Origin of the sequence: Labilibacter marinus, from assembly GCF_001659685.2 — a bacterium.
Lineage (GTDB): Bacteria > Bacteroidota > Bacteroidia > Bacteroidales > Marinilabiliaceae > Saccharicrinis > Saccharicrinis marinus.
On the sequence record NZ_LXYE02000044.1, the window covers coordinates 73746 to 99447 of the forward strand.

The 25702-nt window shown below is 36.1% G+C and carries 25 protein-coding genes; 13 read left to right on the forward strand and 12 right to left on the reverse strand.

Features of this window, described 5'->3' with window-relative positions:
• Nucleotides 1-40: 40 nt before the first annotated feature.
• A complete protein-coding gene (locus tag A8L32_RS17920) occupies nucleotides 41-2056 on the reverse strand; it encodes an alpha-amylase family glycosyl hydrolase (protein WP_066632332.1) in 2016 nt (671 codons plus the stop codon).
• Nucleotides 2057-2306: 250 nt separating this feature from the next.
• Between A8L32_RS17920 and A8L32_RS17925 the strand changes: the two genes are divergently transcribed.
• The 8 genes from A8L32_RS17925 (at nucleotide 2307) to A8L32_RS17960 (ending at nucleotide 9801) form a co-directional block, all read left to right on the forward strand.
• Nucleotides 2307-3563 (forward strand): sigma-54 interaction domain-containing protein, encoded by a 1257-nt coding sequence (locus A8L32_RS17925; protein ID WP_066632334.1) that lies wholly within the window; start codon nucleotides 2307-2309, stop codon nucleotides 3561-3563.
• Nucleotide 3564: 1 nt separating this feature from the next.
• A complete protein-coding gene (locus A8L32_RS17930; RefSeq protein ID WP_066632337.1) occupies nucleotides 3565-4065 on the forward strand; it encodes an LptE family protein in 501 nt (166 codons plus the stop codon).
• Nucleotides 4066-4074: 9 nt separating this feature from the next.
• On the forward strand, nucleotides 4075-5001 hold the full coding sequence (locus tag A8L32_RS17935; protein ID WP_066632340.1) for a tetratricopeptide repeat protein: 927 nt from the start codon (nucleotides 4075-4077) through the stop codon (nucleotides 4999-5001).
• A 14-nt stretch (nucleotides 5002-5015) separates the two neighbouring features.
• Entirely contained in the window at nucleotides 5016-5369 is a 354-nt protein-coding gene (gene secG, locus A8L32_RS17940) for a preprotein translocase subunit SecG (protein ID WP_066632341.1), read from the forward strand.
• A 266-nt stretch (nucleotides 5370-5635) separates the two neighbouring features.
• Nucleotides 5636-5914: a co-chaperone GroES gene (locus A8L32_RS17945; protein ID WP_066632342.1), complete on the forward strand. Its 279-nt coding sequence runs from the start codon at nucleotides 5636-5638 to the stop codon at nucleotides 5912-5914.
• Between the two features lie 27 nt (nucleotides 5915-5941).
• Nucleotides 5942-7585, forward strand: coding sequence for a chaperonin GroEL (gene groL, locus A8L32_RS17950; protein ID WP_066632343.1), 1644 nt, complete (start codon nucleotides 5942-5944; stop codon nucleotides 7583-7585).
• Between the two features lie 155 nt (nucleotides 7586-7740).
• Nucleotides 7741-8592, forward strand: coding sequence for a DUF4922 domain-containing protein (locus A8L32_RS17955; protein ID WP_066632350.1), 852 nt, complete (start codon nucleotides 7741-7743; stop codon nucleotides 8590-8592).
• A 21-nt stretch (nucleotides 8593-8613) separates the two neighbouring features.
• A complete protein-coding gene (locus A8L32_RS17960) occupies nucleotides 8614-9801 on the forward strand; it encodes a cation:proton antiporter (RefSeq protein WP_066632352.1) in 1188 nt (395 codons plus the stop codon).
• Between the two features lie 59 nt (nucleotides 9802-9860).
• Here the strand turns inward: A8L32_RS17960 and A8L32_RS17965 are convergent, their stop codons facing one another.
• Genes A8L32_RS17965 through A8L32_RS17975 form a run of 3 tightly spaced genes read right to left on the reverse strand, consistent with a single transcriptional unit; the run spans nucleotide 9861 to nucleotide 11740 of the window.
• Nucleotides 9861-10454, reverse strand: a complete 594-nt coding sequence (locus tag A8L32_RS17965; RefSeq protein ID WP_075591125.1) for a porin family protein — start codon at nucleotides 10452-10454, stop codon at nucleotides 9861-9863.
• 25 nt (nucleotides 10455-10479) lie between these two features.
• Nucleotides 10480-11148 (reverse strand): DUF4136 domain-containing protein, encoded by a 669-nt coding sequence (locus A8L32_RS17970; protein WP_066632356.1) that lies wholly within the window; start codon nucleotides 11146-11148, stop codon nucleotides 10480-10482.
• A 16-nt stretch (nucleotides 11149-11164) separates the two neighbouring features.
• Complete coding sequence (locus tag A8L32_RS17975) at nucleotides 11165-11740, reverse strand: DUF4251 domain-containing protein (protein ID WP_075591126.1); 576 nt, start codon at nucleotides 11738-11740, stop codon at nucleotides 11165-11167.
• A 327-nt stretch (nucleotides 11741-12067) separates the two neighbouring features.
• Between A8L32_RS17975 and A8L32_RS17980 the strand changes: the two genes are divergently transcribed.
• From A8L32_RS17980 to folE, 5 genes are all read left to right on the forward strand, one after another.
• A complete protein-coding gene (locus A8L32_RS17980; RefSeq protein WP_066632359.1) occupies nucleotides 12068-13036 on the forward strand; it encodes a lipid A deacylase LpxR family protein in 969 nt (322 codons plus the stop codon).
• Between the two features lie 468 nt (nucleotides 13037-13504).
• Complete coding sequence (locus A8L32_RS17985) at nucleotides 13505-14080, forward strand: superoxide dismutase (protein ID WP_066632464.1); 576 nt, start codon at nucleotides 13505-13507, stop codon at nucleotides 14078-14080.
• Nucleotides 14081-14126: 46 nt separating this feature from the next.
• Complete coding sequence (locus A8L32_RS17990) at nucleotides 14127-14693, forward strand: nitroreductase family protein (protein WP_066632360.1); 567 nt, start codon at nucleotides 14127-14129, stop codon at nucleotides 14691-14693.
• A gap of 110 nt (nucleotides 14694-14803) precedes the next feature.
• Nucleotides 14804-15517: a peptidase associated/transthyretin-like domain-containing protein gene (locus tag A8L32_RS17995; protein ID WP_066632364.1), complete on the forward strand. Its 714-nt coding sequence runs from the start codon at nucleotides 14804-14806 to the stop codon at nucleotides 15515-15517.
• A gap of 106 nt (nucleotides 15518-15623) precedes the next feature.
• Nucleotides 15624-16247: a GTP cyclohydrolase I FolE gene (folE, locus tag A8L32_RS18000; protein ID WP_066632366.1), complete on the forward strand. Its 624-nt coding sequence runs from the start codon at nucleotides 15624-15626 to the stop codon at nucleotides 16245-16247.
• A 35-nt stretch (nucleotides 16248-16282) separates the two neighbouring features.
• On the opposite strand, the gene A8L32_RS18005 is transcribed toward folE, so the two are convergent.
• The 8 genes from A8L32_RS18005 to A8L32_RS18035 form a co-directional block, all read right to left on the reverse strand.
• Nucleotides 16283-17182, reverse strand: a complete 900-nt coding sequence (locus A8L32_RS18005) for a DUF4249 family protein (RefSeq protein ID WP_066632368.1) — start codon at nucleotides 17180-17182, stop codon at nucleotides 16283-16285.
• A gap of 6 nt (nucleotides 17183-17188) precedes the next feature.
• The gene (locus A8L32_RS18010; RefSeq protein ID WP_066632370.1) at nucleotides 17189-19546 is read right to left on the reverse strand and encodes a TonB-dependent receptor; all 2358 of its coding nucleotides are present in this window, start codon (nucleotides 19544-19546) and stop codon (nucleotides 17189-17191) included.
• A gap of 405 nt (nucleotides 19547-19951) precedes the next feature.
• Nucleotides 19952-20965: a S41 family peptidase gene (locus tag A8L32_RS18015; RefSeq protein ID WP_066632372.1), complete on the reverse strand. Its 1014-nt coding sequence runs from the start codon at nucleotides 20963-20965 to the stop codon at nucleotides 19952-19954.
• A 4-nt stretch (nucleotides 20966-20969) separates the two neighbouring features.
• On the reverse strand, nucleotides 20970-21755 hold the full coding sequence (locus A8L32_RS18020; RefSeq protein ID WP_158027262.1) for a hypothetical protein: 786 nt from the start codon (nucleotides 21753-21755) through the stop codon (nucleotides 20970-20972).
• Nucleotides 21756-21960: 205 nt separating this feature from the next.
• Nucleotides 21961-22680, reverse strand: a complete 720-nt coding sequence (locus tag A8L32_RS18025; RefSeq protein WP_066632376.1) for a DNA-binding domain-containing protein — start codon at nucleotides 22678-22680, stop codon at nucleotides 21961-21963.
• A 106-nt stretch (nucleotides 22681-22786) separates the two neighbouring features.
• Nucleotides 22787-23110, reverse strand: a complete 324-nt coding sequence (locus A8L32_RS23325; RefSeq protein WP_083631398.1) for a hypothetical protein — start codon at nucleotides 23108-23110, stop codon at nucleotides 22787-22789.
• Nucleotides 23111-23226: 116 nt separating this feature from the next.
• A complete protein-coding gene (locus A8L32_RS23795) occupies nucleotides 23227-23361 on the reverse strand; it encodes a hypothetical protein (RefSeq protein ID WP_262495127.1) in 135 nt (44 codons plus the stop codon).
• 297 nt (nucleotides 23362-23658) lie between these two features.
• The gene (locus A8L32_RS18035; protein ID WP_066632378.1) at nucleotides 23659-25608 is read right to left on the reverse strand and encodes a vWA domain-containing protein; all 1950 of its coding nucleotides are present in this window, start codon (nucleotides 25606-25608) and stop codon (nucleotides 23659-23661) included.
• Nucleotides 25609-25702: the final 94 nt, after the last annotated feature.

The following is a 25702-nucleotide window of genomic DNA, read 5'->3' on the forward strand; positions in this document are numbered from 1 at the left end:
ATTTTTTTTATTTCTAATCTCTTTATTTTCAATATTGCTATTAATGAACACTTTTGGGAGGAATCCTTTTCATAACAAAGGCTGTTCGAGCTGGAAGATAAAGCTTAAGTTGGTATTGATCTTGGTTGTATGGCATGCGGTGCGTATAATACGATATGGATTCATCCACGTTACTATAGCCCCCAAATGCAGTATTATCTGTACTTAAAACAATTTTATATCGTCCTGCATCGGTAAAAATACCATAATCGGTGTAAGAGTTAGTAGGCGAAAAATTAAATACGAAGTAATACTCGCCTCTTTTAAAGCACATTATTTGATCCGCTTCGTTAATGTTCATCGCATAGCAAGGCTCGTTATTTTGCAGAAAGCCACCTTTTGCTTCTTTAATCATTACCTTATCAAATTCTGCCAAAAATTTAAACTTCAGATCAGGATTATCCATCAAGCTCCATTGTCTGCGGGCATATTTATGCGACCATCCATTTCCTTCGCGCGGAAAATCAATCCATTCTGGATGCCCAAACTCATTTCCCATAAAATTTAAGTATCCACCATAGGCCGTTGACAAAGTGGCCAAACGAATCATTTTATGCAAAGCCAACCCTCTATCAATCACTAAACTTTCCGAAGCCAAATCCATCTTATCATACATCTCCTTATCTACCAATCGGAAAATGATGGTTTTATCTCCCACCAAGGCCTGATCATGTGATTCCGCGTACGAAATAGTTTTCTCGCCATAGCGATGTTGCGACAGCTCATGAAAAATCTGACCTACATTCCAGTTTTCATCTGCACGCTCCTTAATCATCTTTATCCAAAAATCGGGCACTCCCATGGATAGGCGGTAATCAAAACCCAAACCTCCATTTTCAACCGTATCGGCTAAACCTGGTAACCCGCTCATATCCTCGGCAACAGTCATAGCGTGCGGATTAATTTGGTGGATAAGCTGATTAGCTAATGTTAAATAGGTCATGGCATCCGTATCTTCTGTACCATTAAAATAGTCGGCATACGAAGAAAAAGCATACTCCAAACCATGATGTACATATAACATACTTGTTACTCCATCAAAACGGAATCCATCAAAATGAAATTCCTCAATCCAATAACGGCAGTTACTGAGTAAAAACTGCAGCACCTCTGTTTTGCCATAGTTAAAACACTTACTATCCCAAGCTGGATGGTCACCCTTTCCACCATCATGAAAATACTGATATGCAGTACCATCGAAACGGCCAATTCCTTCCACCTCGTTTTTAACCGCATGCGAATGCACAATGTCCATGATAACAGCTATCCCATTTTTATGGGCTTCGTTAATCAAATCTTTTAATTCTTCTGGTGTTCCAAAACGTGAAGAAACTGCAAAAAAGTTGGATACATGATAACCAAAACTACCGTAATAAGGATGTTCTTGAATGGCCATTAACTGAATGGTAGTATATCCTGCTTTTATAATTTTTGGAAGAATGTCGTTTTTAAACTCGGTATAGGAATTTACTTTTTCCTCTTCAGAAGACATCCCTACATGTCCCTCGTAAATTAAAAGTGGATTTACCTGAGGAATGAAGCCTTCATCCTCCCACTTAAATTCCGTTTCGGGTTTCCAGACTTGCGCACTAAATATTTTAGTTTCGTCATCCTGAACAACTCTGTTAATATATGAAGGTAAACGCAAACCGTCTCCACCTTCCCAAAACATATGTAGTTTAAATAAGCTACCATGTTTTAAAACTGTTTTAGGAATAAAAACTTCCCAGTTTCCATGGTCTAACTGATTAAACTTATACTTATCATCACACTTCCACTCGCTAAACTCACCAATTAAAAATATTTGGGTAGCATTGGGTGCCCATTCTCTTAAGCGAAAAAAGTCGTTTTCTTCGTGCAGGCCATAATATTCATAGCCTCCCGCCATCTGGTATAAATCACCAAAAATATTGTTGAGGTATGATACTTTATTGTTATAGTGATCAATTCGTCCTTTGATTGCTTCTTCAAAAGGTTGTAACCACGGATCGTTTTTTACAAATACAGGTGTGTCCATAATAAAATTAGGATTTGTTTGTTGCTTAGTTCATGTTTATTACGTCTAAACTAAAAACGTTTTAGTTTTATAGATAACCATACCCCCAATATAGCAACTGTATTTGGCAAACTATCTATATTTTTTAGAAAATTTGATCCTTTAATTAGCACTGTTTTTGTTTTGAGAATTGTAACTTTGTCAGGCTTTACTGAAAATATTTCAGGCTCTTGGTAAAGTCAACCATTAAATAACAACATCAAAAATATTAATCATGGATATACAGCAGATAAAACAACGCTTTGGGATTATCGGTAATTCATATAGTTTAAACAGGGCTATTGATGTTGCAGTTCAGGTAGCCCCTACCGATTTATCTGTTTTAATAAGTGGTGAGAGTGGTACAGGAAAAGAGGTGTTTCCTAAAATCATTCATCAATTTAGTGCTCGCAAACATGGCCCATACATAGCTGTTAACTGTGGTGCAATACCAGAAGGGACTATAGACTCAGAGCTTTTCGGTCACGAAAAAGGAGCCTTTACAGGAGCCTTATCCGACAGAAAAGGGTACTTTGAAGAAGCCAACAACGGCACCATATTTTTAGATGAGATAGGTGAACTTCCGCTTTCTACGCAGGTTAGACTTTTAAGAGTTTTAGAAGCTGGCGAGTTTATAAAAGTAGGTTCATCTAAGGTTTTAAAAACCAATGTGAGAGTGGTTGCTGCAACCAATGTAATGATGGAAAAAGCTACGCAGGAAGGTAAGTTTAGAGAAGACTTATTTTATCGATTAAGTAGTGTACCTATCAATATTCCTCCTTTACGCGAAAGAGCCGATGATATTTATTTGTTATTTAGAAAGTTTTCGAACGATTTTGCTGATAGATATCGTATGCCAGCCATTAAGTTGCAGCCAGAAGCACGCGAACTCATCAACCGATATCGCTGGCCTGGAAACATACGTCAGTTAAAAAATATTACAGAGCAGATTTCAGTCATCGAAGAAAATCGAGATATCAGCGGCGAAGTAATGACAGGGTATATTCCATTTAACACAGGAAATAATTTACCCGCCGTTATGGAGAATCCTCCCGGAGGAGAAGCTTCTTTTGCTAATGAGCGCGAAATATTATACAAAGTTCTTTTTGATATGAAAAAGGACATGGGTGACTTAAAAAAGTTGGTATTGGAGATGATTCAGCAAGATGGCTCTATCAATGCACAAGGTGAGCATGCCCATATCATTCAAAAACTATATAACCAAGAAACAGATTTTACGGCTAATGCGCCACAACAAGGAGAAGCCCCTGTGATTATAAACAATGCGCCACCTAATAATATACATGGTAGCATTGAGGATACCGAAGAATTTGTAGAGGAATCCTTATCGTTGGAAGACAAGGAAATTGAGCTAATTAAAAAAGCCTTAGATAAATATAATGGCAAACGTAAATATGCGGCACAAGAATTGGGGATATCTGAACGTACACTTTATCGAAAAATTAAAGAATATAACATTACTAATTAACATGAGGAATTTACTTATATATCTGGTTCTGCTTATTGGACTGTCTAGTTGTGCCATTAATTTCACTTTAAACGGAGCCTCGGTTCCTGATAATTTAAAAACATTTACCGTACAATATTTTGAAAATAGAGCTCCTTTAATAAATCCAACTTTAAGTCAGGAATTTACCGAAGCGCTAAAAGATAGAGTCACCAATGAATCCAGATTAGCACTAACAGAGGAAAATGGAGATATCGATTTTTCGGGGCAAATAACAGGATACAGTATTCGTCCGATGGCGATTCAAGCGGATGCACTTTCGGCAGAAACGCGATTGACGGTAACTGTTAAAGTAACCTATCGTAATTTTAAAGATCCTCAGCAAGGCTGGGAATCATCCTTTAAAGCATACCAAGATTACCCTAGCGAGCAAAACATCAATGAAATTGAAAGTGAGCTGACAGAATTAATCATTGAACAAATAACGCAGGATATTTTTAACAAAGCATTTTCAGACTGGTAGTCAATTGTAATGAATAAAGCTCAATTTGCTGATATAATAAGGAATCCTGAATCTGTTTCGGAAGAAACGCTATCTGGCATGAAGGAGATACTAGAAGCGTATCCATTTTTTCAGATGGGTAGAATGCTGTGGTTAAAAAACTTGCATAAGCTCGACCATATCCGATATAACAGCGAACTTAAAACTTCAGCTGCCTTTATTCCAGATAGAACTAAGTTATTTCAAATCATTAATAATATAGTTCCTCAAAGTAATATTGAAACAGAAGAGATAAGTGAAACTTCAGAAGCTCTTAAAACTACACCTGAGGTATTAAATACTGAGGATACAGGAATAGAGAATGCTGAAACAGAAGAAGCTTCGATTACGGTTACGGATAATTATCTCGATGCATCGGATGATTTTATAGATGAAGATGGACAGGTATTTAACTTTACTGCAAAAAAGCCTGATGAAGAAAAAGAAGAGGCTGAACCTGAAGTTCAGAATATTGTTTTACCTGCCGCTGATTTGCTGGATTATGAAATGACCACATCTTCTTCATACATACTTCCTGAATTAAAGGAAGAGGAGGATACAGATGAGAATTCTACCAAATCATTTTCGGATTGGTTACATGCTATGCATTATACACAGCCCGCTAAAAAAGAGGAGGCTAAAGATCCCGTTAAGAAAGGAATGGACTTAATTGACAATTTCCTGAATAGTAAACCACAGATGGTTGCCAATCCATCTAAAAAGACAAAAGAGCTTGATTTAAGTAGTGATAGTACCAGTGCTAAAGATGATATTTTAACCGAAACATTGGCCGAGATATACATCAAACAAGGCAACAAAAACAAGGCTATTTCGATTTTTGAAAAATTACACTTGAAATATCCTGAAAAAAGTGCTTACTTTGCACGTCGAATTAAGGAAATAAAAGAAAATCAATAAAATAAATAAAAGATATGTATTCAGTTGTATCTGTTCTAGTAATAGTAGTAAGTATCGCTTTGATACTAATAGTTTTGGTTCAAGATTCTAAAGGCGGAGGATTAGCTTCTAATTTTTCAGCATCAAACCAAATTATGGGGGTTAGAAAAACTACCGACTTTTTAGGTAAAGCAACGTGGTATTTAGCTGCTAGTCTTTTAGCATTATCTTTAGTTGCAGTAATGGTTATTGAAAAGCCAGGTGTTGCTTCAGGCGACTCTGAACTTGATGATAAATTAAACCAGATTGCTCCTGTACAAACTGAGCTTCCGAGCTTTCCAGCGGCAGGTGGAGATGCAACTGACGAAAACGCAGGAACGCAAGAATAAACAACGTTTATACGAAAATATTTAAGTGCCGATATGTCATCATATCGGCACTTTTCGTTTCTACGCACAAGATATCAAATCAACATAATACAAATAGTCACCTAGTTAGTTTCTTCATTTAGTCACTAACTAAGTATCCTATGTCATGCCTTCTATGCAATTATGTCAGTTCAATACACTCAAAAAGACAGATATTAGGATTGGCACAGTTTATGAAAAAAGAAAGGCACAATAATAAATTGTTTAACTTTTAAATCATTTAAGATATGTCACAAGTACAAGGAAAGATTTTAGCTGGAAAAATTTTGGTTAAGCCTCAAGCGGCAGAAACAAAAACAGCTAGTGGAATCATTATTCCTGATTCAGCAAAAGAAAAGCCTCTTCAAGGAGAAGTTGTATTAGTAGGTGCTGAAAAAGCAGATGAGAAAATGGAAGTTGCTGCTGGCGACGTTGTTCTTTACGGTAAGTATGCTGGTACAGAATTAAACATCGACGGAGTTGATTACTTACTAGTTTCTCAATCAGACGTATTATTCATTAAATAATTATCATCACAATTAAGTATTTAAAAGATGGCTAAAGAAATTAAATTCGATATTGAAGCTCGCGACTTATTAAAAAGCGGGATTGACCAACTTGCAAACGCAGTTAAAGTAACCTTAGGACCTAAGGGAAGAAACGTTATCATCGACAAAAAATTCGGTGCTCCAGCTATCACTAAAGATGGTGTTTCTGTGGCTAAAGAAATTGAGTTAAAAGACCCTTATGCAAATATGGGAGCTCAAATGGTAAAAGAAGTAGCTTCTAAAACTGCTGATAACGCAGGTGACGGAACAACTACTGCTACCGTATTGGCACAATCTATCGTAAGCGTTGGATTAAAGAACGTAACTGCTGGAGCTAACCCAATGGAGCTTAAAGCTGGTATCGATAAAGCTGTAAAAGCAGCTAAAGAAAGTATTGCTGCTCAGTCTCAAGAAATTGGTGATCATATCGAGAAAATTGAGCAAGTAGCTAAGATTTCTGCAAACAACGATGCTAACATCGGAAGCTTAATTGCAGAAGCTATGCAAAAAGTAGGTCAAGAAGGTGTTATTACTGTTGAAGAAGCAAAAGGTATTGAAACGACTGTTGATGTAGTAGAAGGTATGCAATTCGACAGAGGATATATTTCTCCTTACTTTGTGACTAATACAGAGAAAATGGCTGCTGAATTAGATAATCCATATATCTTAATTCACGACAAAAAAATCTCTACCATGAAGGATCTTCTTCCTGTACTTGAAGCAACTGCTCAAACAGGTCGTCCTTTATTAATTATTGCTGAAGATATCGACGGAGAAGCGTTAGCAACTTTGGTTGTAAACCGTCTTCGTGGTTCATTAAAAGTAGCTGCTGTTAAAGCACCTGGTTTTGGCGATAGAAGAAAAGAGATGTTACAAGATCTTGCTATCTTAACTAACGGTACTTTAATTACTGAAGAAATTGGTCTTTCATTAGAACAAGCTACTTTAGAGATGTTAGGTGAGGCTGAAAAAGCAACACTGGATAAAGAAAATACAACTATTGTAAACGGTGCTGGAGCAAAAGAGGTAATTACGGAGAGAACTGAGCAAATCAAATCTCAAATTGCTAACACAACTTCTGATTACGATAAAGAAAAGCTACAAGAGCGTTTAGCTAAATTAGCTGGTGGTGTTGCTGTACTTTACGTTGGTGCTGCTTCTGAAATGGAAATGAAGGAGAAAAAAGACCGCGTAGATGATGCATTAAGTGCTACTCGTGCTGCTGTTGAAGAAGGAATTGTTCCTGGAGGTGGTGTTGCACTTATTCGTGCTATCGCTGCATTAGACGGTATTAGCGGCGATACTGAAGACGAAAATACAGGTATCGAAATTGTTAAAAGAGCAATTGAAGAGCCATTACGTCAGATTGTAGCAAATGCTGGAAAAGAAGGTGCTGTTGTAGTACAAAAAGTAAAAGAAGGAGAAGGAGACTACGGTTACAATGCTCGTATTGACGAGTACCAAAACTTCCTTTCAACTGGTGTAATCGATCCTGCAAAAGTAACTCGTATTGCTCTTGAAAACGCTGCTTCTATCGCTGGTATGTTCTTAACTACTGAGTGTGTAATTGTAGATGAGCAAGAAGATGAGGCTGCTATGCCAGCTCCACCGATGGGTGGAATGGGCGGAGGTATGCCTGGAATGATGTAAGATAAAACATCTATATATTTCAAAGCCGATTCGAACATTCGAATCGGCTTTTTTGTTTTAAATAAGATCATCTATCAATAAGTATTATTCTTATATTTATTGTCAAAAATAAAACTCTACTATAATAACTAATTCTGAACTTAAATTTTAAGACTATGGAGGATAACAATATCAACTCACGCACCATTACTTCGAATAGCGAATTATCATTCAACTTGAAATATATTGCCAACTCACAAGAACTTACTTGGTATAACAAACAGGAATACCCGAAGAAAGAGTGTGATTTTTGCACCTTAGTAGTTTCCAATAAGGAATCTATCCAATCCTTAATCAAAACCAATATTTCCTTATTTCAGGGACATGAACTATTCGTTTCGAATACACATGGAGGTGAATTTTTAGGTATACATCTTAAGCATGTTTTAAATATTATAAATGAAAACAATGATGCAACAATTGCCATTGAAGGTTCCAAAAACGCAGCCATAAAGAATTACCATTTTAATTGCCACTATATTTCAAACAAAAACGATGTTCCATTAACTGCCGACATCAGCAAATCCTCATTTAAAGAAATAGTTAGCAAAGCGGATTTATCAATCGGTATACTAGATACATATGGAAGAAACCCTATCATTATTAAAAGTTCATCGATTGATACTTTAACTGACACCTTTTATGCTTTAGAAAAACAAATTGGAGTTGATTTCTCTAAGAATGATCATCCCTACATTAATCTTATCGTATGGAAAGAAGATGGAAATTTTATACTTGCAGCTATACCAAGGGTAGTTTATAAACCAACTGAGTACTACGACGAAAATAATAAATGGAACATTGCTCCTGGGGTTCTGGAGATGAGTGGTATTTACTTAATCAGTAATCATGATGAATACCTTCACATGACCGCAGAACAATTATTGCAGATTACGGATGAAGTATCGTATAACGACACGCATATTTTAGAATTATTAAAAAACCTTGATCTAAGTAAGATAAACTAAACTCAGACACCAAACCATTCTATGTATTTGCACTTTACCATCCTGTTTTTAATCATCTTGGCATATAGCTTAACCGCAGGAAAAATTGAAAGATATCCTATCAGTGCTCCTATCGTATTTTTAATGATAGGATTAATATTAGGACCTCTGGCTTTTCATGTTTTCGAAATAGAACTAGGGCAAGAGAATTATCAACTATTAGCTGAATTCGCTTTAGCTTTGGTACTATTTAGCGATGCCTCAAAGGCTAATTTACAAGTATTAAAACATCAGTTAGGCTTACCATCTAAACTATTATTGATAGGCTTGCCCATTACCATTTTACTTGGCTTTGGCATAGGTATGATTATATTCCCTGACTTTTCGTGGATTGAAGTGGCTATTCTGAGTACTATCTTAGCTCCAACAGATGCAGCATTAGGAGAGCCTGTTGTATCAAACAAGTCTGTTCCTTCAAAAATTAGAGAAGGAATTAACGTTGAAAGTGGCCTCAACGATGGTATTTGTGTTCCTATCCTAATGCTATTATTGGCGTTTCACTCAATGAGTAGTAATGATCCTGTTTCATTCAGTTATGGATTAAGTCTTTTTGCGCAAGAAATAGGGATAGGAGTTTTAGTTGGTGCATCCATTGCTTTTATAGGTGATATTTTAATAAAAAGAGGGATCAGGAAAGAATGGATCGAGTCATCATGGAAACCCTCCATCATCATACTAATGTCCTTAAGTTCTTTTTTATTGGCTCAAACTTTAGGAGGTAGCGGTTTTATTGCTTGTTTTATTGGTGGAATTGTTTTTAACATCCGATTTAAATCGAATAAAGTAGAATATTTAGAAGGCAGCGAAGCCATAGGAAAAATCCTTAATGCGATAGTATGGGTTATATTCGGTAGCGTTATTACAGGTAGAATTATTCATCTGCTTACTTGGGAGATTGTTTTATATTCGATACTAAGCCTGACCATAATAAGAATAGTTCCTGTATTACTCTCATTGTTTAATGCAAAAGTAAGCTCATACGCCAAGTTATTCACAGCATGGTTTGGCCCTAGAGGATTAGCCAGTATAGTATTTGCTATTATGGTTTTAGAGGAACACTTACCGCATGGCAACACTATTGTTATCACAACCTTTTTTACCATATTATTGAGTGTGTTTGCACATGGCATAAGCGCTAATCCTATGGCAAAGGCGTTTATTAAAAAATAAGCTAAAAAAAAGGAGTTGAGACAAATCCCAACTCCTAATATCTAAGTTTAATCTTTTCCTTAATAAATATACTTAAAACCAAACGAAAGTGTCAACCAGCTTTCGGCATCATGCTTTTGGGTTTTAACAGCCATATTGTACTCAGCATTTATATTAAAGTTGGTTCTAAAATTTATAGGAATACTAACACCTGCTTGTGGTGTTAAACCAAAATGCCAAACACTAGTTTTTGTACCATATAAACCAATGTTACGTTCCTTTTCAATATAATAAGTACCCATACCAAGTCCAACATGTGGAATAACCTTTGACTCTTGACCTGTTGGATAATACAATCCTTTTGCTAATAAAGGTATACTCGAAATATACCTATATTGCTTACCTGTAATCGCTCCATTCTTTATAGGATAGGTATCCTTAGCTAGCTCCTTATAAAAGGTTTGAAAATTGGTCTGAAACCCAATACTTGCCTTATCATCTGCAATAAATCGCCCAACCTCAATTCCTAGTCCTCTAAAACTTGTTTGGTCAATAAAATCCTTCGTATCCCCCATGGCAAAGCCAATTGGATAACTAATGATTGAATACTTTTCTTGTGCTATTCCAGAAACTCCCATTAGTATCAAAAAAATGGAAATATATAAAGTTCTCATATTATTCATGTTTATAGATTTCAAATTAATTTTCGTAAGGAGCTTGACTAAACATATCGTCTATTCCTATCTCTAATCGTTTGCTGATATACGAATCAGAACCTCTTAATAAGCCATTGACAGCACCTCTAAAATAAACTGGGTAAATTTCTTTACTAGGTTCGTTAGGCATAGGTAAAGGATTCATTAAGTCAGCAAACTCCACCAACAAGGTACCCGTTGTATAATCGTATGCAACTGGATAGCCCCACCAAGGGTAACCTGGGTAGCCCGGATAACCCCAATTAGGATAACCCCAACCTGGGTAATAACCCCAACCTGGATAACCCCACCAGTAATATCCGTAATTTTCATCTACTATAGCAGATACCAAAACAATAAAATCAGGTTTATTGCTTGGATCATTAGGATCTAATTCTACTCTTGTATAGCCCTTAGCCTCTAGTTGATCTGCCAGTTGCTCTAATATTTCATCATCAAATTTTCTTTCAACATCATCGTTTTCTTCTCCATTTTTGATATGAACTATCGTATCGTCCATCGCATAGGTTAATTCACGATCGAAATTAAACTCAGGATCAAAATTGGTTACAGTCACATCTAATTCGTCTACATACTCTGCTCCCATCTTACTACAACTAGACATGATGGCTAGTACTAATGCTAACCACACTAATTGTGTTACATTTTTCATTATTCTCATATTTAAATTATAAAATTGGCGTTCCTTTATAAACTCTCGATTGAGCAACAGGTACCAAAGCACCAGTATATCTAACACTATGCCTGCTATTTCCCTTCACAGTAGCATCTACCATTTGCCCAGTACTATTCGAATTCATTCGAATATCAAATACTCCCAAAGAACTACTTACCATAACAACAATATAATAAGTACCTCGTTTCTCATTAAACTCAACTTCGTACTTAGTAACATTACCTCGTACAGAAACTCCCCCTACTCCATTGGCACCAAGCCCCGAATTACTTCCCAGCTGAACAAAAGCTTTATCGCCCTCAATAGCAATAAAATTTAACGTGCTCGATACATTTATCGTACCTCCTTTTCTTCCTGATAAACGATCCGCTTCAAGTACCCATTGAGCACTATCCACAGCCACCTTTGTTATCAACCTCAATTGATTATCAATAAGCTCTTGTTCTTTCTTTTTTTCTTCCCGTGCCATAGCACGTTTTTCTTTTCTGGTAAGTTCTTTTTCTGCTTCCTGACCATAACTTAGTACAACTACCAAGCATAGAGTCAGCAACATAAAAACATGTTTCATAATATTTCTTTTTAAAGTAGAATGGTAGAGCTGAAATAAAAACATAAAGGACAGTTGTTTAGTTCAGTCTGGTTTAAAATAAATGCCATACTCAGGCACATTACACTAACAAATGTACCTTAAAGCCTTATGCATTCAAAATATTTTATCTTCCTCAATGCTATTTTAACATTAAACTAACAGAATCGACTTCGCAATAAATTATGTTGTTCATGATTTGTGTTATCTCTTTTTTTAGAAACACACATTAACAATCTTTAACTGCGTAATAATAAATTTTCATTAAACATGGCGAGCTATTTGTTTTGTTGTATTAAAAGATTGTTTATGGTAAGATTATTCTCTTTTCTAATATGGATTGGTTTAGCCAATATATCTTATGCACAAAATAAGGGGCATGAGCCAAGCCCAAGTGATTACACCACATTTACATTTTCAATGGATAATGATGTGATGTTTCAAACCGATTATTATTATACACAAGGCTTGTATATGGAATTAATCGCTCCTTTTTTAAAGAAAAACCCCATCAACTATATTTTCTTTAAGCCTGAAGATCGATCCAAAATTATTTATGGCCTTTCCTTTCATCAACAAATGCATACACCTCTGGATATCAAACCTGAAGAAATTCTTTATGGCGATCGACCGTATGCAGGACTACTATACGCCAAGTCATTTATGAAATACGCCAATGTGGAAAAGAAATATCTATTTAGAAGCGAGTTAGATTTAGGTTTGATTGGCCCCAGTAGTTTAGCTGGTATAACTCAATATAAATTCCATGAACTAACAGACAATCACGTTCCTAATGGTTGGAAGAATCAGATAAAAGAAGTACCCATTATTAACTACAACATGTCTTTGCAAAAAGGGTTGTTTGAGAATGATTATAGCCACATACTGGCGTACGGTAAAACAAGGATTGGCACCATGTATAACGACCTAGAAGTAGGCTTTAATTATAGAGTAGGTTATGCCAATTCATTTTTTGAATCTATTGGAGAAGACCTATATCTAAAGGACAAAAAACTTCAAGCTTATTTAACTTTTAGTCCCAATGCCAGATTTGTGGCTTATAACGCAACGCTTCAAGGTAATATGTTATCAAATACAACACAAAGCTATGTAATTCATGGCGAAGATGTGGAAAGAATTGTTTATGGTTTTAGAGCCGGATCAGTCATTACTTATAAAGGAATATCTATTGCCTATAAATTACATTGGCAATCTCCCGAGTTTAATAACGGTTTAAACCACATGTATCATTCCACTTCTTTTCTATTTAGGTTCTAACACTTTAAAAGCAATAGACCACGTGTATGCACAAAAAAAAAGTAGCCGTCAAACGTTATGACAGCTACTTTCAATCTTTAACCAAACCTAACCCTAAACTATGAGTTAATACAAAGATAACTATTCCTTATATATTTCCAAACATTTCACTGTTTTTTTTCTAAAAAAAATCACTCTCGCTTCAACGCAAACTATATTCTTGAGCCTTACCTCTACTATTTCACAAGCAGGTACTTCTCCACAGTAAAGAAGTTTTCTTATCGTAACAACTTATTTAAACAAGTACATTCCTAGTATTTAGGCTTATTAGTCCAGCTCTATTTATTTAACTCTTTGAATTAATAATTCAATAACACTTAAAACATGTAGGATTTTATCCTGTATTTTCTAAATTTGTTAATAGTGTACTCTTTATTCTTAATGATTAAAGTGCACAGCAATACAGACAATTATTTAAAACAAATTATCATGAAATTTGAATTACCACAATTACCTTATGCCGCTGATGCATTAGAACCTACCATCACAAAAAACACCATTGACTTTCATTATGGCAAACATCACCAAGCCTATGTGAACAACTTAAACAACTTGGTTGTTGGTACAGAATTCGAGAATGCAGATTTAGAGACTATCATTAAAAAAGCCGATGGCGGTATTTTTAATAATGCAGCTCAAGTTTGGAACCACACTTTTTACTTTACTTCATTCTCTCCTGATGGAGGTGGCGAACCCAAAGGAGCATTAGCTGATGCTATTGCCAAAACATTTGGAAGCTTTGAAGCGTTTAAAGAAACGTTTGCTAAAGCTGCAGCTACTTTATTCGGTTCGGGATGGGCCTGGTTAGTTAAAGATAGCAATGGCGAATTAAAGATTGTGCAGACAAGTAATGCTGGTAATCCGATGACAGATGACCTTACTCCTATTTTAACATGTGATGTTTGGGAGCATGCTTATTATTTAGATTACCAAAATAAACGCCCTGATTACATCGCTAGCTTTTGGAAGCTGATTGATTGGGATGTTGTAAGTGCCAGAATCTAACAAAGCTTGAAAAAAATCTAATTATTTATAATAAATCCCCTTAGTTATGCTTAAAGATCTGATTTTAAAAAACCGAAGTTACAGACGCTTTCACCAAGACCAAGAAGTGAGTCAGGAGACTCTTTCTGAATTGGTTGAATTAGCTCGACTTTCACCTTCGGCTAGAAATGCGCAACCTTTAAAATACCTTTTGGTCAATAGTCCTGAGCAAAACAGTATTGTGTTTAAGTATTTATCTTGGGCTGGATATCTACCCAACTGGCACGGGCCAGAAGATGGTGAGAAACCTGCCGCTTACATTATTATGCTTAACGATACTGCTATATCATCTAACTTTTTTAGCGACAATGGTATTGCCGCCCAAAGTATATTGTTAGGAGCGGTTGAAAAAGGCCTAGGAGGATGCATTATCGGATCTGTAGAGCGACTTCAAATGCAACGCGAACTAGATATTCCTCAGCAATATAAGATCATTCAGGTTATTGCTATTGGAGTACCTAAGGAAGAAGTAGTAGTTGAAGAACTAGATAAGGATCATAAATATTGGCGCGATATTAAAGAGGTACACCATGTACCTAAGCGCAGTCTGAAAGATATAATCATCAAGTTATAATTGACCATAAGAAGGAGTTACATTTTGTTTCTCCTTCTTTTTTCCCATACCTTCAACCAAAATGATGTAATCTGTGTTTTACTTATAGAACTCCCTAAAACCTACTTGTTATGAAATTAAAACATATACTTCCGGTATTGCTATTAGCCATTTGTTCAGTGGCTTCGGCACAGATGCAAAAAGACTCTCTTTTGTTCAGAGGGGTTATTATGGAAGGAGATAGCCTATTTTCGCTTCCATATGCAAAATACTCTATTAATGATAAATTAAATTTTACCACTAGCGAAGAAGGACAATTTTCGTTTTGGGCTCAAAATGGTGACGTTGTTCATTTCTCTTACGTTGGCTTTAAACCACTCTATGTTCAGGTAAATGATTCGCTGGCCAATGCTAATTTTTTAATGGGTGTATTTTTAAGTAGAGATACCATTGAGTTATCTGAGGTTGTTATTATACCACAGATTATGAACCCGAATGCCATTGCACGTAATATGCCCATGTTGAGTTCTCAGGATGATATTGTAGCTCAAAACAATGTGGCTACGTCGACTTATCAGGCCAAAACGCAACCTATAAAAGAGTGGGATGCTGAGATGAACCAGAAGAACTTTTTAGAAGCTAGATCGATGGATGTACAATATAAAACCATGATTCAGCCATCGCAAGTACTAGGAGTTAGTAATGTGGCTATTTCGCAGCAAATTGATCGCAGTAAAATTAACAACTTAAAGAAACCACGTAGGCAGTATATCTCACAATCAGAATGGGAATATTTAATAGCCTCTTATGAGGAAAAGATGAAGAAGAAGTTTGGTGATTACTAAATCACCACCTCCTTTATCTCTGAAAAAAATATAAATTTCAGCTGATTTCCTGTTTTTTTTTCTGACTTTTGCGTTCTTATTATTTAGCGCATAAACATTACCGTACATGGATTTTACTTTAAATGGAGAGGGTGGATACAGCAAAGTTGAAAGCTATGATGATACCACTACTGAAAAATTATCTAACAACTACAGCGAGATAATTGGATTGCTAGGTGAAGATGTAAATCGTGAAGGTTTAGAAAAAACGCCATTACGTGTAGCTAAAGCCATGCAATTTTTAACACAGGGTTATCAGATGAATCCTGAGGAGATTATTAAATCGGCCATGTTTAAAGAGGATTATCAACAGATGGTCATCGTAAAAGATATTGAGCTATACTCTATGTGTGAACACCACATGTTACCTTTCTTTGGAAAAGCTCATGTGGCCTATATTCCACGTCACCATATTACTGGCTTAAGTAAAATTGCCCGCGTGGTTGAAGCTTTTGCCCGCAGACTGCAAGTACAGGAAAGGTTAACTACACAAATTAAAGATGCTATTCAGAACACTTTAAATCCGTTGGGGGTGGCTGTAGTTATTGAAGCGCAGCATATGTGTATGCAGATGCGAGGTGTTCAGAAACAACATTCGGAAACTACTACATCTGATTTTACAGGAGCCTTTTTAAATAATCAGGCTACACGATCGGAGTTTTTCAATATTATCTCGAACAAATTACACTAACACATACAAGAGCTTCTCAAAAGGAAGCTCTTTTTCTATAAATCTCTCTGGTCTAATATTTCCTGCGTTACTTTTATAGATTCTTTGGAAACTGAGTACACCCTAAAGAACCCTAATGCACCATTGCTTATATTTGTTGGTACGTTGGCTGGCGGGCCGCTAAACAAAGGAACTTTGATGCCTGTTTCTTCATTCACAGCTTCAATAAAGTCGTAATAATTTTCGTTTATCGACTGCACCTCTAGCGTAACTACATCATCTAGTTGCAAGATATGCTCCGTTGGCTCACCATCTCCATCCTCCTCCACTACGCTTTGCACCCACAGCGTAATTAAATTTCCATTGATATATTTATCTTCTATATACTCTAACTCCGAAATTTGGTCATCGATTAGTACATCATTTAAATAGGCTGCAAAAGCGTAATAATCTTTTGTGGACTCCTCTTCTTGGGCTGTTAGGTTAATGTGCCATGACTTTTCGCCACGACCTAAACTCCATTCCAACTCAATAAAATGCGTATCCATAGGTGGAGCCATGATATTACTTCCCTCATACTCCTCCTGTACTCCATCCTCATTAATATCAACACCTGAAATATTTAAAGTATAGGTTTTACCTACTTCCCCCTTGTAAGTTACTGGAATAAGGTACGAACCTGGATACTCATTCTGTTCTTTTAAAGATATGGTATTCAAGCCATCCGTTAAGCTAACCGTAGCACCTACAACAGGTGGACTAGGTTGGTTGCTATCAAAAGGACTAGAAACCGACAGGAGAACAAAGTGATTTCTCTCTTCATCCGTAAAACTAGCATCCACCACCAACTGAGGTTCGGTGGTATCAAAATCTAAATCAATATCCTCGGTACATGCAGAAAATACTATCAGCACAAAGCTTACTAAAAATGTATATTTGAATTTATATAATTGCATCGTCAATTAAAATTTAAAGTTGTAGGTTACAGATGGTATAAACTGAAATAGATAAGTTTTTTTAGGTGTAATGATATTTGAGTTTTCATCACCCTGGTCGTAATAAATAGACCAAGCATTCTTTCTACCATAAATATTATAAACGGAGAAGTTCCACTCGCCTTCCCACCTGCGCATTTTCTTGTTTTTACCTTTTAAGGTATAAGATACATCCATTCGATGATAATCGGGCATTTTGGCTTCGTTACGACTAGAATAAATTGGAATTACATCACCACCTACATGCATACGCCCAACAGGTTTTGTAAAAGGTGCACCGCTAGTATAAACCCAATTCATACTTAACTGCCCTCGCTTACCTAACTTTCGGTTTAAAACTATTGCTATATCGTGGTCGTGATTATAAGGCGACAAATATGCCTCACCGTTTACAATACCTGGTATTTTACGGTACGATTTACTGTAGGTGTAACTTACCCAACCGCTATAATCCTCACGCTTTAGCTTGACCAAAAACTCTGCTCCATAAGCCCACGACTTACCTACTCTTAGCTCGCCTTCCAATTTATCATTGAGTAACAACTGGGGATGGTCTTTAAAGTCGATGGTGTTCTGCATATCCTTGTAAAACAACTCAACCGATGTTTCGATGCTATTGCCAAACATGTTTTTAAAATAGCCCACCGAAAACTGGTCGCTGATTTGTGGCTTTATATTGGGTGAAGAAAGAAACCATACATCCAAAGGTGTACCCGAAGTGGAATTACTGGCTAAATGCATATACTGACGAGTTCGTGAATAACTACCTTTTACCGAACTGGATTCATTCAGCATATAAGCCATGGCGACTCTCGGCTCTATGCCTGCATAAGTATTAAAGATATCACCACTTTCGTATTTCTTTTCCTCCACGGGCTCGTAATCTTCGTCAAACTCATAAAAAGTACCTGGTCCAATATTTTGAAATGCTGTAAATCGCAGACCATACTTTAAGGTCATTCGCGAACCTAATTTGTGGGTATTACCCACGTAAGCAGCATGCTCTAAGGCATGCGCGTCAGGCACTTCAACCTTATCATAAACAGGATCTTCGCCTGTACCATTAGCAGTACCTGGCTTTATTTTATGAAAGATACTTTGTACTCCAAAATCTAAAGTGATATTAGGATTTAAATAATAATTGTAATCTAGTTTTAAACTGTAATCTTGCAATTTACTTACCCACTTAAAACCCGAAGACTCCTCATTGGTTCCTAAACTATAATCGTAGTTACTATGCACAAAGGTAAGGTTAGAAAATAGCTTTGGGTTATACACGTGATTCCAACGAGCAGTGTATGTTTTGTTACCAAAATCCATTTTCGAAAACTCTTCCTTAAAAACGTCGCGCCCCATATACATACTTAAGTACACGCGGTTATTATTATTTATCTCATGATTTAGTTTGGCATTAATATCATAGAAATACAGTTTATTATCTCGTATGGATTCATCGCTGGAAAGCGGCAGAAATAAATCGGCATAGGTACGTCGTCCACTCACAATAAACGATGTCCTATCTTCTATAATCGGTCCTTCTAGAGTTAATCGCGATGAAATGAGGCCAATACCACCTGTTCCTGAAAACTTCTTTTTGTTACCGTCTTTCATCCGAACATCCACCAACGATGCAAGCCGTCCGCCATATTCTGCAGGAATATCACCCTTATATAGTTTCACATCTTTTACCGCGTCATTATTAAATACCGAGAAGAAACCAAGCATATGGCCTGCATTGTAAACGGTAGCCTCATCTAATAAAATAAGGTTTTGGTCGGGGTTACCTCCACGCACACTAAACCCACTCGAACCTTCACTAGTAGCTTGTACCCCAGGCATTAATTGCAACACTTTTATCACATCTACTTCGCCCATTAAAGCCGGAATAGCTTTAATATCTTTACTCTGTAACTTTTGAACACTCATTTGCGCATCACGCACATGTGCATCTATTTTTTCAGATGTCACCACCACTTCATTAATAGATTCGGTTTCTTCCGAAAGCTCAAAGTTTAAAGTTGTATTGGCTGAAATATCCACCGTTTTTTCAATGGTTTGATATCCCAGATACACCACTTTTACCTGATAACTTCCTGGGGTAACGCTATAGGAATAAAAGCCATATAAATTGGAAATGGTTCCTGTCTTAAGTTCCTCGAAATAGATGGTGGCGCCAATAAGTAGCTCGCCAGAGGCAGCATCCTTAACATGACCACTTAATACAACTTCGTCCTTATCGAACAATACATTTCCGTATATATTGGGGAGATGAAGAAACAGTAGGGAGATGAAGAGTAAAATAAAGGGTTTACTTGTTTTGAGCATATTTTTTAGTTCATTAGAATTTAGTTATTGGTCATTGTTTTTTTTCAAAGACAACAAGATATATTTATAGTTGCATGCTTTAACCCAAAATATGCATTAAAACATCTATTCCGTAATCAAACTGTTTCAAAACAAGACCTTACACTTATTTAAAAGTCTCGCTATAGGATGCTATGGCTGTGTTTTATAAATACTTGTTTTACTACAGTTTGAATGCTGATGACAATGCCTTAACGCATAATACGGGTTTAAATGATTTTCAATCTTTTATACAAACATAGTCTTGTATTTATTTGAATGAGCGCAAATTACAAAAAGAATATTCTATAAATAAGTTCTTAACAGAAAAAGTAACTCAAGCAAGTAAATTCAATACTTAAGTTTTGTTTTTAAAGGATAAAGGAATTAAAATAATAAAACTTCCAATGCTTTCTCTAGTTGAGGATCTTCACCGGTTTCTTGATGATCATTCTCCCAAAAGTCCTTACTCTTTAAAACTTCTATATCTGGCAATATGCCATCTTCTATTAGTTCTCCTGATAAATTGTAAACTCTATCAAACGTATAAGTTAGGCTCCAACCGCCATTTAAATATACACTAATTACACACCCACCTCCTCCACCTGTTTTTTGGCCTACTAGCTTACAAGCAGTAATATCTTTCATTACAGAAGCCATAAAATTACCCATACTGTAAGTATTATCATTAATTAAAACTACGATAGGCGTTTCTGAACTTACAGTACCTAACCCCTCTAGCTTAACCGAGTACTTTTTAGTGAAATTATGATGCTCTTTACCGTTTTTATATTGTCGATAATACAAATCTTTATTCCCTTCAAAGAATCCATCTAACAAACCCAGCCCTTCGCTGTTGCCACCCATGCAATCGCGTAAATCCAATATAACCCCATTTTTATGCTCATAGTTCGCTAAGCCTACATCGGCACTGCTTATCTTATCCAGGCCATACAAAGGTCTTAGGTAGGTAATACTATTATTTAATTGTCCTATATGAACTTTAGGATATTCCCGGATATTATTAAGCTGATATCTTTCATAAATCTTTTCATAATTTAAATAAGGTAATGCATTTAAAGTATCAATACCACTAACACTAATAACATGGTGCCAATATGTAGTTACGGAAATATGCCCATCATTCAGTTCTAAAATTATTTCCTCGAAAAGATCTATAGCCTGATGGTAATACTTAACTTCTTTAAACTTTGGTTTATAATCTTCATATACACTATCCCAATCCACATTCTTCTCTTCAAAAAATACATATCGCTCATCCATTATATGCCAAAAGGAATCAAAGACATCAACATAAGTAGCACGATCATCTACAATGTCTTTGGTACAAGAATAGTTTACTGCAATTAGTAAGATTAGAAAGGTAATATATCTTCGCATAGTTTTATAATTGGATTCCTAATACAAATAAGTGTTGACAATACTCTTGTGATTCTACCGACACCTGATACTTGCTATAACTTAACTCATACCCACAGCGCAAGCGTTTGCCTTTGAATGGAATGGATATATTTAACTGATTTACAAGTAATAAATGGTTTGTAAACGAAACCACAGTATTAGGTTTGCTATAGTATTTTAAGTTATTAAAAGGAATTTTTTTGGGTATATATGGAGGCTGAGGAAAATGACCTATGCCAATTAATGGTTGTGTAATTAAATTCTCAACCCTAAGCCGACCAATATTATATGACACATTTACATTAATTGGAGCACTAATTGTCCATTTGCCAAAAGGTTCTGCAGCATACAATGTTTTAAACACAACATCCGTAGGATCAATAAATTCACCCTCAAGAGTGATGCCGCTACCTATTAGTACATTTAACTTGGAGCCATTAACAATACCCCAATTATAACCTGTGCCTAATGAACCTTGCAAATAGTTGTACAGAACTTCATCTTTTAGATAAGCATATTTATTCTTCAAAGAGGTTTTTCGCCCATTAATAAATGCGTAAAACTGACGATGTTTAATGTTGTTATCCCTTCTGTAGGTATATGATAAACCAACTGAAGCTCCTCTCATGCCCAAGGGAATTGAGAATGAGTTATTATAGGCTATTCCACCATATTTTATTAAAGCTTGATGTGTATTCTGAATTGTATCGCTTTGAGCAAGCATGTTGCAGCTAAGGCAAATTAGAATTGAGGTTAGGTATTTAATCATTATATTATAAACTGACGTTTAGGTGTGTCTTTCTTACAGCAATAATCAGACCACATAACCTTCTCTGAAAATTACGAATGTACGTACGAGTTTTCCAATACGAGGCTATGGAGAATTTAATACGGGGCTACTGAAAACGCCGAACGCCCGTACTGAAATATCAGTACGGGCGTTCTTAATTTTAATTATAGGTCGTTCTTAATTTTCAGACAACCTTTAATATGTCTTCTAACCTTTCGATTCTGGGATCTTTAACTATGGCATTACTTCCGCTATATTGAGTAACTACTTCAATATGATAATCGCCTTTGGCCAAAGCTGGAATCATCAATATCAACTCTTTATTTTTATTGCTGATAATTTGACTGACTTTGGTTCTGCTATTATCGGCTATGCTAACAAAGTATACTCCTACATCTTTATTCTCACCCTCAATTTGAATTTTATCGCCCATAACGGTAAGTGCATTATTGGGTGTTATAGTTGCGTTTACTTCGCCAGTAAGGCTATCAGTAACCCTAATAATAACAGGACCCACATTGGCCTTACCCATTATTTGCACAGGTAAGCCCTTAATATTATCACGAACCGTAGCATTTGGTGACATAACAACATTAATACTGTGTCGTTTAGGGTCGTAAACTTCGTTGGTAAAGCTTCCGCTTATACCTAAGCGCGCATGTACAAAATCGGTATGCACGGCATAACCCTCACTTATTACTTCACTGCAAATACGGTCGGCTCTATTGAGTATTTCAACTATTGCCTCGGTTTGATATTCACTTCCTTCTTTTTTAATACGCTCTGCAATACCTTGATTATTGACAATGCCTGCAGAACGTACACGGCCAAAGCTGTCGTTAGGGTCTGCGGTTAATGGGTTGTCGTACAACCACACATCTACTTTTCTTTTATTATCACTCATAACAATCTGTTTTTAATGCTCCTTAAGGAACGGTTTTACATTGTTTGATTATTCAATAAGTTTAAATAGACTAAGGTTGTTATGGTAAAACTTCGAGTGTTATTTTTTAGAATTTGTAACCAATACCTAGACGTAAGCCAAGCGCTAAACCACGCTCGGTATAATTAGTCATTTCGTTACTATAGAATGGAGTATACTCTTTAAATGCCCAATAATATCCTATGCCCATACCTACTTCGTAGTTAAAACTTTTTCCAATGTTTCGTTTTATGCCCCACATTGGCAAAATAGATACAGAAGGGTAAAACTCACTATTATCGGACGATACAGCAAGCCCTGGTTGATAACCGACCCTTATACTTACGTAGTTACCACTGTTTCCATCAATACGTTTGCCTTTTTCTTGTCGCTTATTTAGGTTATAATACATTCGTGGTTCAACACATAACTCGGGTATAGCAGCCCAATACGAATCACTAGAACTACCACTATACCAAGCAAAACCAAACCCAAGTTCACTTCTTAAAGCAATCGAATTGGTTAATTTTATTCGTTATAAACCGCTAAAGGATTTATTCCCATTTGTACTCCGTACATGCTTTTTTCTACACTAGCTTCTTGTGCATAATTAGGGTTGTAAATAGCCATTAACAATACACAAAGGGTAAGTAATCTTTTCATCTTAATTTAATTTTAGGTTTTACAATACAGCTTGTCCATTAAACAAAAAATATGCCAATGACTACGTAAGTATTATTTACATTATAAAAGTTAAACCAAGAAACATACTCCAGTATATTAACTTCCTAATAGTTTACTAAAACCTCATAGCCTCTATAATTCGTGTAAAATAACCAGCCTACTTAATTATCACAATCAATTACTCATTGCTTAACAGTACTGTTGTTTGCATATAAAAAAAGGTCAATAAAAGCTTAGTAACACTTCTATTGACCTTTACATATATTATCGTATAAACTAATCTCTCACACTCAAACCATCCGATAAAATTTCTGCAGACTCCATTAATCTTATCATTTCTGCCTTATAACCTTCCTCATCGTTTGCTTTGGATGACTTAGCCCATTTAACTATCTCTTGGTATTCAGTGGCCTTGATAAAGTCAGAATTTCGCAGCTTCATTCCCCAAGCAGCAACCGAGGATACAAACCTAAAATCCTTGCTTACTTTATTGGAGGCCAGAATTTTATTTTTAACTGTTTCAACCAATAAAGTGCTTTCATCGGAGTCAGGCTGTTTGTATCTTAACTTGAGGGTTAATAACTCATCTGAATATTCTGTGGTGATCACTTTCTTTACTTTTTTCTCTTTCTTTTGCTGATATTTTAGTTCATCCACCTTAGGTAAATAACTACTTACATCCTTTGCTCCTACAGGCATAATCTCGTATAACGCAGTTACCGTATGCCCAGAACCTATTTCACCAGCATCTTTTTTATCATCATTAAAATCCTCATCATTTAACCGGCGGTTTTCGTACCCGATTAAGCGGTAGCCCGCCACATGCATGGGATTAAACTCTAATTGAAATTTAACGTCCTTGGCAATGGTATATAAAGTTCCGCCAAATTCCTCAACCATGGCTTTTCGAGCTTCTTGAATATTATCGATATAAAAATAGTTGCCATTTCCTTTGTTGGCGATGATCTCCATTTTGCTATCCTTATAATTACCCATTCCAAAACCAGCCACTGTAATGTAAATACCTTTATCTCGTTCTGACGTTATCAGTTTTTCCATTTCTGAATTAGAACTAACACCTACATTAAAATCGCCATCTGTAGCCAAGATAATACGATTGTTACCATTCTTTAGTAGGTTTTCATTGGCCAATTTGTAGGCTAACTGTAGTCCTGCACCACCTGCAGTTGAGCCACCAGCAGACAATTGGTCTAATGCATTTACAATGGTACTTTTATTTTTACCCGAGGTTGGTTCTAAAACCACTCCTGCAGCTCCTGCATAAACAACAATAGATACCCTATCCTCTTCTCTTAACTCATTGACCAACATCTTTAAAGCCGACTTTAACAAAGGTAGTTTATTGCTAGCATTCATAGATCCCGAAACATCCAATAAAAAGACCAAATTAGAGGCTGGTAAGTTTTCCTTTTCTATTCTTTTACCCTGCAATGCAACCTTCAATAAGTAATGCTCAGTATTCCAAGGACAGTAAGCCACTTCGTGATGTATTGCAAAAGGATGCTTATCTGCAGGTCCTTCATAATTATAATTGAAGTAATTAATCATCTCCTCTATTCTTACCGCACCAGCAGGAGGCAATGATCCTTGATTGATAAAACGACGCACATTGGCATATGAGGCTCTATCAACATCTACCGAAAAAGTGGACAAGGGTGATTCTTTAGGGTCCTGAAACTTATTTTCATTCACTGTTGCGTAGTCTTCATTACTTGGGATAATAGCTTGAGGAGGCGCGTAGTAAGCCTGTTGTGTATTATATGAAGAGACACGTCTTATTTTAATGGACTCCGCATTTTTCGATTTAGCTCCTCTTCGTCTAGGTCTTCTGGGACTAGTTGATGATATAGCACCTGTTACCATTCTTTTTTTCTGTACCCCGTAACCTATGGCTACTACTTCATCAAGAGAAATGACATCTAGCGTTAAATAAATTTTAAAGTCACTTGCCTCCTTCACTTTTACTTCTTCCGATTGATATCCAATAAATGATACAACTATAACTGCATTCTCATCTGCCACTGTGATAGAGAATTTCCCATCCATGTCGGTAATAGCTCCTTTACTTGTTCCTTTTTCTATAACAGAAACCCCAGGAATAGGTAATTTATCACTATCATCATAAACAATACCGGTAATTACCTTTGATGCCTGAGCACTTCCGAACAAGCAACATAAACTGAATATTAATAACATCGTCTTCATAACTGTATATTTTAATTGTTAGTTTCTGTATGAAGGATGCAGACGTTCTTATTATTCCATAAAAAAAGCCGAGAAAAACTTAATTTTCTCGGCT